This window comes from Alteromonas sp. LOR (assembly GCF_000753865.1).
Lineage (GTDB): Bacteria > Pseudomonadota > Gammaproteobacteria > Enterobacterales > Alteromonadaceae > Alteromonas.
This window is the reverse complement of record NZ_JQFW01000056.1, coordinates 297614-310573: the sequence shown is the minus strand read 5'-3', so window position 1 is coordinate 310573 and position 12960 is coordinate 297614. Positions and strand designations below refer to the sequence as shown.

Sequence of the window (12960 nt, the reverse complement as noted above, 5' to 3'; positions counted from 1 at the left end):
AACCCCTTACCTTGCGTTAATCGGCCCTAAAGCCTTTGCCTTTGGCTTGACTCCATTGCAGTATAGAGTCCCACCAAAAATAAATATTGATAAAAACGGTCCGTGTCAGTTTTTATTGAAAACAAAAAAGGCGTTCAAAGATGAAATCACTGCGACCATTAGCAGCTTTAGTTGTGTCTATCACCACACTGCTAAGTACATCATTTTCAACCAGTGCATTAGAAGAAACCGTCAGCGCAGAGCTTTTCGACAACATGGAGTACCGATTTATAGGTCCATATCGCGGCGGTCGCTCTGTCGCCGTTGCCGGAGTTGATGGAAAACCTCAGCTTTATTACATGGGCACAGCAGGTGGAGGGGTGTGGAAAACCACTAATGCGGGATTGTCGTGGAAGCCAATTTCGGATGAACATTTCGCTGTAGGGAGCATTGGTGCTATTGCCGTTGCGCCCTCAGACAATAACGTTATTTATGTTGGCACTGGCGAAGGTCCTATTCGAGGTGTAACCACAAGCCACGGTAAGGGTATTTATAAGTCTAGTGATGCCGGTGAAACGTGGGAACTCGTTGGTTTAGAACATCGCGGTCAAATTCCAAAAATACGTATTCACCCCACTAATCCAGATATTGCTTGGGCTGCAGTTCAGGGCAATATTTGGTCGGCTAATGAGCAGCGGGGTATTTTTAAAACCACTGACGGCGGCAAAACGTGGCAACACGTTTTAAAAGTGAATGGCGATACAGGGGCCGCGGATTTAGCCTTAGATCCGTCTAACCCCAGAGTACTCTACGCCAGTATGTGGCATCACGGCAGAACCCCTTGGTTTATAAAATCTGGTGGTGAAGGCGGTGGTATTTACAAGTCTACCGATAGCGGAGAAACATGGGAGCAACTTGAAAAAGGCTTGCCTACGCTCATTGGCAAAGTCGGTATTGATGTATCACCCTCTAATCCTAAGCGTTTGTACGCCATTATTGAGGCCGATGAGGGCGGCTTGTATCGCAGTGACGATGCGGGTGCAACGTGGACATTACTGAATGACGACAACATTCTGAAAGCCAGGGCGTGGTACTACAATCATATCAAAGTAGACCCTAACGACGACAACACGCTTTATGTGATGAATGTTCAGCTACACAAATCCATCGACGGTGGCAAAACCTTTGAAATAAAGTCGTTGCCCCACGGTGATACCCATGACATGTGGATTAATCCAGAAGATAGCCTAAACATGATCAACGCTAACGATGGCGGCGCAACCATCACCTTTGATGGTGGAGAGTCGTGGTCGAGCATTTATAATCAACCTACCGCACAGTTTTACCGTGTGACCACAGATAACCTTAAACCCTACTATGTATATGGTGGCCAGCAAGACAATACCACCATGGCGACGCCATCTGCTACCTTCGATAGCGGCATAGGCATAGAGGAACAGTTTGCCGTTGGCGGTGGTGAGAGCGCTCATATTGCGTTTAATGCCGATGATCCCACGCTTATATACGCGACTACCATTAACGGTACGCTTACTGAATTTGATAGAAGCAGTGGGTTAACCCGTCCTATCATGCCTTACCCTGAATACGTGTTTGGACGTAATGCAAAAGACCAAAAGTATCGCACTAATTGGAATGCGCCAGTTTTAGTATCAAAACACGACCCTGATACGGTGTATTACGGAACACAGATGATACTAAAAACCACTGGCAGAGGCGTAAATTGGCAAGAAATTAGCCCCGACCTTACCCGTAACGATGCTGAAAAGCAGGGGCTAAATGGCGGTCCTATTACTAACGAGCAGGCGGGCGCTGAATATTACAATACGGTTTTCTATATTGCTGAATCGCCTGTTAATGCTGGTGAACTCTGGGTTGGCGCCGATGATGGTAAGCTGCATCTCACTAAAGATGAAGGCGAAAACTGGACAGATATTACGCCCCATAAAAAAGAAGCGCAGGTAAATGCCATAGAGCTAAGCCCTCACGCCGAAGGAAAAGCCTATGTAGCGGTTACTGGTTACAAGCTTAACGACTACAGTCCGTATATTTATAAAACGACGAATTACGGTAAACGCTGGACTCGCATCGATAAAGGCTTACCGGAAGACGCTTTTGTAAGAGTGGTTCGTGAAGATAGTCAGCAAGAAGGCATGTTGTTTGCCGGCACAGAAAGCGGAATGTTCATCAGCTTTGATGATGGTAAAAATTGGCAAAAGCTTTCGCTCAACTTACCGCCGGTGGCAATAACCGACCTCAAGGTGAAAGGCGATGACTTGGTGGTTGCTACTCAAGGGCGGGGCTTTTGGATATTGGACGACATAGCGCCACTTCGCGAGGCTAACAATACCTTGGTTGATGAAGCGTTGTTCCAGTTTAGCCCAGTTGATGGGGTACGCCTTCTAGCTGGAGGCAATATAAGTGGTCAATTAGAAGCAGAAAACCCTGCGAGAGGAGCTACATTTCGCTACTTCTTAAATGAGGCGTTAGATGAAGACGAAACCCTTCGAATAGATATATTTGATACCAACAACCAATTGGTGCGGGCGTTATCTTCTTCAGCAAGTGCGTTTGAAAAATGCGCGAAAGGAAATGAAGACATTCGCAGTCCGTTGAAGTTTACGCATCCACCTACCGATGCTGGATTTAACGCTTTTGAGTGGGATTTACGTCGTCAGCCCCTTAATTGTATTGATAACGTAAAATTATTCGGTGGCTGGAATGCCGCGAGAGTGATGCCGGGGGAATACAAGGCAACAATCACGGTAGGCGAGGTGTCGCAAACGCGCCCCTTTAACGTGTTGCCCGACCCAAGAGAAAATGCTCAGCCTGCGGAATTACAAAAAGTAGAGCAAAGTATTCAGGCGAGTGAAGATGTGCTCAATGAATTATTCGCCCACCTTCAAAAAGCCCGTGATGTCCGTGACCGGCTTAAGCATGTGGCAGCGTCTAACGTCATGCTAGCGAACGATGTGTCAACTTCCATCGATAGCATTGTGAGTGAAATAGATAAATGGGAATCGTTAGTTATTCAGCCTGAACATCAAACCTTCGAAGATGATATTAACTGGCCAAATATGCTCGACAGACAAGTACGCTTTTTAATGGATAACTTTGATAGTACGGGTGCACCAGCGCAAGCCGGCGCGCTTAAGCGGTTAGATGACCTTGAAACAAAATGGCAGCAATATAAGTTGAAGCTGCAAACCTTATTTAACGAGCGAATTGCGCCGTTAAATGAAAAGCTTTCTAAGCAAGGCGTGTACGATTTAGAGAGTTTGTAAAATCGGCATAGGTTGAACAAAGCGACAAATAATGAAACGCCCCCGTTTGAAATAGATATCAAACAGGGGCGTTTTCTTTTGAGGTTACCAGCGCTGTAAAGTCCAGTTTAATGCAATAATCGCGATGACTGATGAGGCGATAGGCATGATGGTTTTGGCATACACGTGCCAGTTTCGCATTAATACCAGTAGGGGCAGCAGTAGGGATACGATGGCTAGCTGCCCAACTTCAACGCCAATATTAAATGCGGCCACGCTCAGTACTAGGCTGTTTGATTGTGCGTTTAATTCAGCAAATACGCTGGCAAAGCCCATGCCGTGAAGAAGGCCGAAGCCGAAGGTTAAAAAGCCGAGCCTAAATACCACCGGAAATATATTGTTCAGTGCTGTTAGCATAACGGAAATTGCAATGCCCAGCTCTACCCACCTGCTGTCTAGCGTAATGATATCAAGGGCGGTAGCGGTAAGCGTAATAGAATGAGCTAGGGTGAAGGCACTCACTAAAATTACCGTGTTTTTAACAATATCGCGCTTCTTGTCCTCTTTTTTCCATGAGCGTTGATGTCGTGCTAGGTTCACAGTAAGCAAGGTCGCCACGAGAAAAAGAATATGGTCCAGACCAATAAAAATATGCCAAATGCCTTGGTATACCATTTCAAAAAATTGCGACGCGGTAGACAGTGCTTTAGGCGTCAGGGTAAGTATGCGTTTGTCTTCGGCAATCACCGATGTCAGGGTTTCATCTTGCACATTTACCGTAGTAAGAAGCTTATGGGTTGGCGATATGTCAAAAATACCCTCGTAGCTAATGCTGATTACTCTGCTGTCTTTACTGCTCTCTTCACTGCCGTCTCCATTGCTACGCGCTTGGCAGTTAACCGACAAAGGATAAACGACAAGAGATTCGGCGGAGATAGAACGCGTAGTGGGAGAGGCAGCAGAAACACGGCACTTGCCGCTTCCCTGCTTTATCTGTAGCGCGTTGGCAATATAGGCGGCAGCCTGTTGTTGATTCGCTAACACTTCACTCCACAATAGCTTGCCGTCATTATTGGTGTCTAAATTAGCGGCTTGGCCGATGTCTTCTGGCTTGAGTAATAACTCGCCCTGAAACACGCCAGCTTCCTGCTGGTTCAGTGTAAGATAGCCACTGCTCAACTCATGAGACACGCACTGTGTGCTAAAAAAAATGAAGAAAAATAATACTGCTCGTTGCATAACCTAGCTCTAACTCCGTTAGCTTAACTGTAAAAACGCCCTAGCTCTCAGTGATTTGAGATGTCTGAGAAACCTGAAAGCTCTAAGAAGCCTCAGAGACATGTGTTGCTTGAGCAGCTTCTGCGTCCTTCGTGCTCAGGGCATGTTCTGCTCGTTTCAATAAATGTTCATCGTGTTTGGTTTGGGCATATTCCCAGTTTAGGCGAGCAAACTTTATCGCTAGCTGTGGCTGATAATCTACATCTAGGTAATAGCTTGCTACTTGGGCAGCATGTGATGTGTCCTCTCGCCATGCTCTTATTTGCATGCGCTTACTTAAAAGGCGCATCTCTTTTGTGTCATCTAAGTTTAGGGCCTTTTGTGCTTTCACCCATCTTAACAACAGTGCATCGTCTAAGCGGGATATATCACTGACTTCTTGGCCAAGCACTGTCGTTATAGTGTCATATTGCCCCGTGGCGTAATGGGCATCGGCCCATGTTATCAAAGCACTTACTGGCAGCGTTGATAAAGTAAATTCTGATAGCTGCTGAACGGCAAGATTAGGCTTCTCAAGTGCTAGCGCCATGCTTGCTAGGGTTTCTCTATACCATAGATATTCAGCTTCATTAATCGATTCAGCATTCGTAAGTGATGAGTAACGCTCAAACTTTTGCAGTTTGTTATATACATCTTCTGAAGGCGCTATGGAGAAATCGGCATTTAGCACACAACCAAAAGCAAGAAGAAAGCTGGTTTTGCCCATTAGCTGTTCGCAGTGTTGTTTCGCCTTGTCGCCTTGACCTCGCTGAATGTTGATATCTGCCAGTAGTAACTGCGCAGCCCCAGAGTGCGCGGTATCAATGGTATTCAGATGTTGAAGAGCGTCATCGAATTTATGTACGCCTTGCATCAACCTGGCTTCGAGTATTACCAGGCGCTGTCGCTGCTCGTAGCTAAGTTCTGCCTTTGATGAACGAAGTCTATTCACGAACTGGATAACTTGCTGGCGTTCATTTCCCGATGCTGATAAGAAACGACTTGCGGTCAAAAGTTTCTCTGCATCAGAAATAGTAGAAAGTGTTGTGGTAGTAGGTTGCCAAGTGGCAATGATGGTGTCTTTAGATACTTCTTGTGTAGCGTTGTTACTTAAAGGTTCTGCATTAACTATTGTTGGTATTGAAAGCAGAAATGAAGCGCTTGCCGTGATTACAAAAGAACAGAAAGTGACACATGAAGATAGAGGTTTGAACATGAAAATTCCCTAAAAAAAAAGGCCATCCTTGGCCTTGCGGTTATGCTCTTTTACAACGATTTACTAATCAGTCTTTTATTCCGTGCTGTCAAAAAGATTGTTGTTTAATCTAGTTGATAAAAGACAGTCTAATTAATAAAAGACAGCCTAATTTATAAAAGACAGTCTAATCGATTAATAGATCGTCAAACGCTGCATCATCAGCATCCTGAGTAAACTCCCGTCCATTGACTGGAAGAGGCTCATCAGTTGGGGCTTGATTAAATGCCGCTCTGGTGTAGCTTGTTACTGATAGTTGCTGAGCTTCAATTGTCACAGTGACGGTTCCAGTCACCTTCTGATTAAAGCTATCGCTAACACTAAAGGTAAAGCTGTCTGAGCCTGTTACCTGAGCGTTAGGCGTGTAGGTGAAACTACCGTCTGCGTTTACAGCGGCTGAACCTAACGAACCATCTTCTTCTAATGCAAACGAAAGTGGATCGTTTTCAGGGTCAGACGCGCTAAGCGTCCCTTCAAATGCAATGTCTGCCTGCGTTGTCAGCATGTCATCTACTGCAACAGGTGCTTCATTGATTTCAGGCGCTTTGTTGTCATCATCACTATCAAAACAACCCGATAGAGCTAGTGCCAACGATGTAGCGATCCAAATTCGATGAATGCTTCTATTTGATTTTTTCTCAATAGGTTTATTCATAGTTGTGCTCCTTACTCAGAGCCAGCAATAGGCGTTCTTAGGTATGGGAATGATGAATCAATCATGCTTGCATCTACAGGTGCACCGTCGGTAAATGGCACTGTACCTACGCTTGCATCTTCAGGTGCACACAAACCTAGGTCTGTATCTTCACCTGCTACTGGAATTGGGTAGCACAGACGACCCATCACTACGCGAAGCGCAATATCCACAACATCATCACCTGGACGACGACCGTTAGGGAAGCCAGCTAAATCATCGCCTGCTACACCAAATGCCGATTGTGACGCTGCTGGTGTGGCTGGAATACCCGTGTTTAAACGAAGCATTTCAGACGGTGTTACCGTTGCTTGCTGGTTAACACCAGGGAACCCAGTAAGGAACGCTGTTACCAAGTCGGTTCTCGGGAAATTTGTTGGCGCTAGTGTCTCAATATCCGTTCCTAGCGTGGTGTTAACCGCGTCTTTAAATAAGATGTTGAGTAGCTCTGGTAGCGATGGGTGAGTAACGTAATCAGCGAACTGACCGTCATCACTTGGGTGCGCACTTGAGAACGTATCTTTGTCACCAATACCGATAACTAATTCATTCACTAGCGGGCTGCCTAAACGAGATACCTGTGTCATTGCACCACCACTTACTGATGGTTTTGCGAAGGTTGCATCCGGGTTTAGGATTGTTGCTTGTGGCAAGCTTGCTGTAGTCCAGCTACCTATTACGCCGTTGCCATCACCGGTTACGCACGCAGCAGGCACTTCAACAGATAGTGACGTTACGTTTTTATCTAGTAAGTCATCATTGTTTTCACTTTGTGTAATACCACCTGGGAAACCTTCTCCATCGCCAGCACCCGGTGCACTATCACCTTCAACAGGTACATAATTTACCAAGTCGAATGTTTTACCAAGGTTAACTACAAAGGGGTCTTTACGCTGACCTACGAATACGCGAGCCATGTCATCACAGCCAGGAATAGCAAACGAGTAGATAAAGCTTTCTGCATATCGAGCATATTCAGCTTCACTGGTGAAGGTTTTATTACCAATATAATCAAGCGGCTTTTTAAACATATCGCCCATAGCTGGCGTTAATGTAGTGCGCTCGCCGCTCTGCATGTCGCCAGAAACCATCGTAAGCGAGTACATTTCAGAGAAGTTTGCCGCGCTTGAATCATCAGCGCTAATACCACCAATGTTTTTAAGCGGTACTTTCACCATTTTTTGGTTGCCTTCTGGACCAATCGGAAGGGCAATGCCTTCGTTATCGGCCGCAAGCATATTTGTGAAATTAAATACAAAGCTTACGTCTTCAACGGCATCACCATCGCTATCGATGTGAATGGCATAGTGCGCGTTTGGATCCATAGCAAAATAATTTGGACCACCGTAAGCATCTTGCAGTGGAATATAGTTGGCGATAAAGGTTACGTAGCCGTCGCGGCCTTCTTCATAACTGTTAAAAGCGTAAAAATCTGTGCTGTCTACAGCAGGTGCGCGTGTAATGTTTGGCGCTTCTCTGTGACTTGATGCGAAGGCACCAGCAGTAACGGCAGCGCAAGTGAGAGCTATTGCAACCGATAGTGTTTTGCGTTTTAAGATTGTCATTGTGTATCTCTCTGTTTGATGAGTTCATAGAGTTAAACGAGTGAGATGCGCTATTAGATGCAAAAAAAGCAAAAAGAATGAAAATAATTAGTTAAAAAAGGTAAATAAAAAGAAAAGGCCGCATTTTTTGTCAGTAAAAATGCGGCCTTTAGAGCAGTTGAAAAATATTTTATACCGACAAGATTGGCGCGATATAAAGTACTTCGGTTGGCGAACCAGTTTTAGAGCCGCCTGGCTCTTCTAAACTGATCGCAAGGGCTGCTATGCTGCTATCAAGTAATATGTCTGGCGTATTTCTACTATCGCCGCCCAGTTCAGGCATCAATCCAAGTGATATTGGCGCTTCACCATTTGCAGGAACCATCCATAGTTCGTAGTCTTTATCAGCAAGTGCAGTGAAGGCATCAGTCACTTTAACGTCTAACGTGCTTGGTGATACTTCAATCACCCACAGTGGGGTGTTATCCGCGTTATTCACCACAGCAATATGCGACACTTCATCAACAGGAGAAGGTTGCATGACCACAAGCAACACAGCAAGTACTAATGCAGCAGCGGTAGACAGTGCAGACAAGCCTCTCCAGCGATTGCGTTTCGCACGCTCAAAATCAACAATTTGCGCTGATGTGTCTTTAGAATCTGAATGCCCCAAACGCTGTTGAATCACTTCCCATACTCGTTCTGGCGGTTGAATGGGGGTAACCGCATCGTTGAAACCCGCTAAATACTGTTCCCATTGCGCAGTGGCGTCGCTCACCGCTTGATACTGCATCATCAATTTTTGATAACGAACGCGGGCCTTTCCTCGTAGTGTCCCCACCACATATTCCGCTGCAAGCGCGTTAAGCGTTTCTTCTTTTAAATAATTCATAGCGATAAGCACCTTTGAAGGCTTTGTAATCCTCTTCGAATCCAGCTTTTTATTGTGCCTAGCGGCGACGATAAATAATTCACCACCTCCTGATGAGAAAAGCCATTAATGTAAGCCAGGTGGATCGCTTGTCGTTGTGGTCCGTCGAGTTCATCTAGGCAAGCGGCGAGTTTCTCCTGCTCGCCGCCTAACTTAAAAGCCTGTGGAGTGTCTGGAATAGCGGTAGCATCTTCAGTTAGTTCAACTTCATTGCGAACATTGTGGTAGCGCATCAAATCGAGTGCTCGATAGCGCACAATGCTCACCATCCACGTTAATACGGTACCTTTAGTTCGTTGATAGCTCCCTGCATTGTGCCAAATTTTTATGTAGGCATCTTGCGTTGCTTCATCCGCAAGTTCTGGCCGCTTAAGCATTTTAAGTGCTACAGCGTATAGTTGTGAACTGGTTGTTTTATAAAGCTCGGCAAAGGCGGTTTTATTGCCTTCAGCAGTTTTACATAACAGCGGAAACAGAATTTCGTGCTCCATTTTGGCTCCTTGAGTACAGCTATGTGGGCTAGGCCCGTTGCCGCACGTTTATTTATTGTTGTTAGCCATGTTAGCCATAATAAGACTTACACGTTTTTAATATATAACGATCGTCGCGCGCATCTAGATGCACTAAAAGATGCAAAAACCAGTAAGAATGACAATAGCATGCTTTGTGCAATTGTCATTGCTTCCTGAGAATTGCTAGCACATATTTTGTGTGTCGTGCATGTGTGTCGTGCCTGTCTCTTCTATTCGCTTCTTATTCATTGTGTATTTAAAACGCTCTAAGTGCTTTTAGGGTTAGCCCTTTTTTTGATAAATCGCGTAGCTTTAAAGCCCAATAAATATGAAAAGCACGTAATTGAGCGGTGTGTGTGTTTATGCAAACTCAAGCTTGTGTCACACTACACCGTGATAATGTCAGCTCCTGAGTAGTGAAAAGAGAATACCGTGGCCAAAAACAAAACGAGATCTCAACAACGAGTTCGCAATAAAAGTGAGAAAAGCGAAAAAAGTGCGAGCGCTGAGTCGGATACGGCCCAGCCTGCCAATGATTTTGGTGAGAGGGCAGGTTTTTTTAGACGCCTTGCTGCCATGATATATGACGTGCTCGTCGCGGTTGCGGTAGGTATGTGTGCAGCAATGGTGATGATAGTGACGCTAATCGTCATGCTTAAAAATGGCGGGCTCGATATGCAGGGCTTTGCTGAGCCAGCAGACCTCATTCAAGCTTCTACGGGGTATAAGCTATTAATTCAAAGCTGGGTAGGGCTTTGGGTAGCGGGTTTCTTCTTGTGGTTTTGGAAGCGCGGTGGCCAAACGTTGGGCATGCGAGCATGGCGTTTACGCATATTTAGCACGGTAGAAGAGCCGGTAACAATGACCCGCCTGATAACGCGCTTGGTCGGCTCGCTTTTCGGACTAGGTACGTTATTGGTTCTATTTGATTTTAAAGAAAAGCAGTCACTTCAAGATAGGCTAGCAAAAACAGAGGTGTTAAAGCTGTCTAAAGAAGCTAATGATCACAAAAGCTGGTAGTTGATTCGAAGAAAGAATAACGGAAACTAAGGGAGGGCAGTCAGGCTGCCTTCGCTTCAAACCGATTAGCCCCAAAACGGCCTAGCGCTAAATAGATAGAACCAAATTTGAGTAAATCGTTATGCTCTAGCGCCTGAGCATTATTCCCGCAATGGCAGCGAACAAAAGGCTCGGTAAAATGGCGCCTAAGAAGGGCGGCAGTTGATAGACTAAACTCACCGGGCCGAACACTTCATTTAAAATAAAGAATCCAAAGCCTGTCAGCACGCCCATAATAACTCGAGCACCCATGGTCACGCTTCTCAGTGGACCAAAGATAAAAGACAGCGCCATGAGCAACATAACACCCACAGATACCGGTTGGAGTATTTTGCGCCAAAGGGCCAGTTCGTAGCGAGCAGGGTCTTGATCGTTACTTTTTAAGTAATTGACGTAATCAACAAGCCCGGTAATCGATAACGCCTCTGGTTTTACAGCCACAATGCCCAATTTGTCTGGTGTAAGTGTTGAATTCCAACGCTTTCTTTCAAAACTTTCGCTGGTAATTTGTTGCTCGGTAAACGACGTGACATCGACATTATTTAGCCACCACCCGTCATCATCAAATGTCCCTGAATTTGCATAGCTGATGCTTTGTAAGGAGAGGTCTGGGTTGAAGGTATAAATGCGAATGTCTTTTAATGCGTCTTGGCTCACTACCTGGCCAATGCTGACAAAACGTTCTCCATCTTTCGCCCATACCAGCTTATCAGACGAAAACAAGCTTCCCCCAGAAATAGCTTCGGTGCGAATTTGTTTGGCTTTTGTTTCGCTCACGGGGGTTACCCATTCGCCTACTGCCATTACCACAAGGATCATCACGAGGGTGGATTTCATGGCAGAGTTAATGATATTCCACCGGCTTAATCCTGCAGCCTGCATCACTACCAGTTCGCTGTTGCTGGCAAGTACACCCATGCCTATTAAACCACCGAGTAGGGTAGCCATAGGAAAAAACTGCTCTAGGTCACGAGGTAAGCTCAGTATCACGTAGAGAAAGGCAACGAGCATGTCATAGTCGCCCTCGCCAATTTTTCGTAGCTGCTCTACAAATTTGATGAGAGCGCTTAGGCCAATTAACACGCTTAAGGTTACGGTTACCGTGCCAAGTAATGTGCGAGCGACATATAAGTCGAGGATTTTGAACATTTATTTTTTCCCCAGTACCCAAGCGCGCAGCTGCGTGCCGGTTTTCCTATCGCGCACAATTAACACAAACCCAATAACCAACATGACAGCATGAACCCACCATAAGCCCAGCTGGGGAGGCATTTTTCCATCTTCTAATACGCGGCGGCTAGCCAGCAATAATAAGAAGTAGCCCAGATAAAGAAGAATGGCAGGGAACATTTTTCCAAAGCGACCTTGTCTGGGGTCAACGGCACTTAACGGCACAGCAATGAGTACTAAAAACGGGATGGACAGTGGAATAGCAATGCGCCACTGCAATTCTGCTCGTGCTTCAATACTGCTGTCGTTCCATAACTCTACCGTGGGCAAAACGCTTACTTTTTTGCGAGGCTCTTCAGCGGGCTTATCTGCAATTTGAATCTGATATTCGTCAAATTCTACTTTTCGATAGGCCTTACCCGATTGAGCGCCTTCATACTGCACGCCTTGCTTGAGAATAAGGTTTCGGGTGCCGTCGGCATTGGTTGCCACGTCACCGCTTTGCGCGTAAACCACACGAACTTGCTCTTTGCTATCGTCGCTCTGGTTTTGCGATAAAAATACTCGCTGAAGCTTATCGTTTTCATCTACGTCGTGGGCAAAAATAACCGCCTTTTCGTTCCCGGTTTGTTGAAAACGGCCGGGCATTAGGGCGGAAATGCCTGCTTCATTGCGCGCTTTTTCTCTTAGCTGGTATTCGTTTTCTGCTGCTAGGGGCGAAAAGTATAGGGTGATTGCACCAGTCACTATCATGATCAGCACCGATAAGAACAGCATCACTCTGGTAATGTACCATTCGCTGATACCACAGGCGCGCATGACGGTCATTTCACTATCGACGTATAAACGACCGTGAGCCAGCATTATTCCAAGATAAGCGCTTATCGGAAGAACAAGAGATGATAGTATGGGGGCATAAAGCGCTAGAAAGCCTAAAACGAGCCCGGCTGGGATATCGCCATCAGAAGCGTCACCTAAAACGCGAACAAAGCGTAAAGTGACAAAAATGGCCATTAAGATAAAGAAAATCGCTAGCTGAGATTTAAGCGTTTCCTTAAGTAAATAGCGGAATATCAGCATCTCAGTCTGCCCGGATAATTAGGAATTTTAGTGAAAGAAAGCACAATTTTGTTTAAACTTACCGTTTTTACAAGTTTTGCCTGCAATCATAAACCGTTTGCATGATGTTTTGACGCAAAATTGACCTATGTTTATTGGCAAACGCGTTAATTGCAGTGAACTAAAAAGTTATGCTGCGTATTAAAACATAAAGCAGCG

10 protein-coding genes are annotated in these 12960 nt (G+C 45.5%); 2 read left to right on the top strand and 8 right to left on the bottom strand.

The window, feature by feature from the left end; translation table 11 throughout:
* Positions 1–140 precede the first annotated feature (140 nt).
* Positions 141–3281 (top strand): WD40/YVTN/BNR-like repeat-containing protein, encoded by a 3141-nt coding sequence (locus JV36_RS0116790; protein ID WP_032097327.1) that lies wholly within the window; start codon positions 141–143, stop codon positions 3279–3281.
* A gap of 84 nt (positions 3282–3365) precedes the next feature.
* Here JV36_RS0116790 and JV36_RS0116785 read toward each other — a convergent pair whose 3' ends face one another.
* The 6 genes from JV36_RS0116785 to JV36_RS0116760 all read right to left on the bottom strand — a co-directional run bounded on the left by JV36_RS0116785 (position 3366) and on the right by JV36_RS0116760 (position 9432).
* The gene (locus JV36_RS0116785) at positions 3366–4499 is read right to left on the bottom strand and encodes a HupE/UreJ family protein (RefSeq protein WP_032097328.1); all 1134 of its coding nucleotides are present in this window, start codon (positions 4497–4499) and stop codon (positions 3366–3368) included.
* Between the two features lie 82 nt (positions 4500–4581).
* Positions 4582–5733, bottom strand: coding sequence for a hypothetical protein (locus JV36_RS0116780; RefSeq protein WP_052010324.1), 1152 nt, complete (start codon positions 5731–5733; stop codon positions 4582–4584).
* Positions 5734–5899: 166 nt separating this feature from the next.
* Entirely contained in the window at positions 5900–6427 is a 528-nt protein-coding gene (locus JV36_RS0116775) for an Ig-like domain-containing protein (protein WP_081926660.1), read from the bottom strand.
* Positions 6428–6438: 11 nt separating this feature from the next.
* Complete coding sequence (locus JV36_RS0116770) at positions 6439–8031, bottom strand: DUF4331 domain-containing protein (protein WP_032097329.1); 1593 nt, start codon at positions 8029–8031, stop codon at positions 6439–6441.
* A gap of 169 nt (positions 8032–8200) precedes the next feature.
* Positions 8201–8902 carry an anti-sigma factor gene (locus JV36_RS0116765; protein WP_032097330.1) on the bottom strand — a complete coding sequence of 234 codons (702 nt, stop codon included), beginning with the start codon at positions 8900–8902 and terminating at the stop codon, positions 8201–8203.
* Positions 8899–9432 carry an RNA polymerase sigma factor gene (locus tag JV36_RS0116760; protein WP_032097331.1) on the bottom strand — a complete coding sequence of 178 codons (534 nt, stop codon included), beginning with the start codon at positions 9430–9432 and terminating at the stop codon, positions 8899–8901. The genes JV36_RS0116765 and JV36_RS0116760 overlap by 4 nt, the downstream gene beginning before the upstream one ends.
* A 597-nt stretch (positions 9433–10029) precedes the next feature.
* On the opposite strand from JV36_RS0116760, the gene JV36_RS0116755 reads away from it, so the two are divergent.
* Positions 10030–10473 (top strand): RDD family protein, encoded by a 444-nt coding sequence (locus JV36_RS0116755; RefSeq protein WP_032097562.1) that lies wholly within the window; start codon positions 10030–10032, stop codon positions 10471–10473.
* 126 nt (positions 10474–10599) lie between these two features.
* On the opposite strand, the gene lptG is transcribed toward JV36_RS0116755, so the two are convergent.
* Both lptG and lptF read right to left on the bottom strand, forming a co-directional pair.
* On the bottom strand, positions 10600–11661 hold the full coding sequence (lptG, locus tag JV36_RS0116750) for an LPS export ABC transporter permease LptG (RefSeq protein ID WP_032097332.1): 1062 nt from the start codon (positions 11659–11661) through the stop codon (positions 10600–10602).
* A complete protein-coding gene (lptF, locus tag JV36_RS0116745) occupies positions 11662–12762 on the bottom strand; it encodes an LPS export ABC transporter permease LptF (protein ID WP_032097333.1) in 1101 nt (366 codons plus the stop codon). It lies immediately after the preceding gene.
* Positions 12763–12960: the final 198 nt, after the last annotated feature.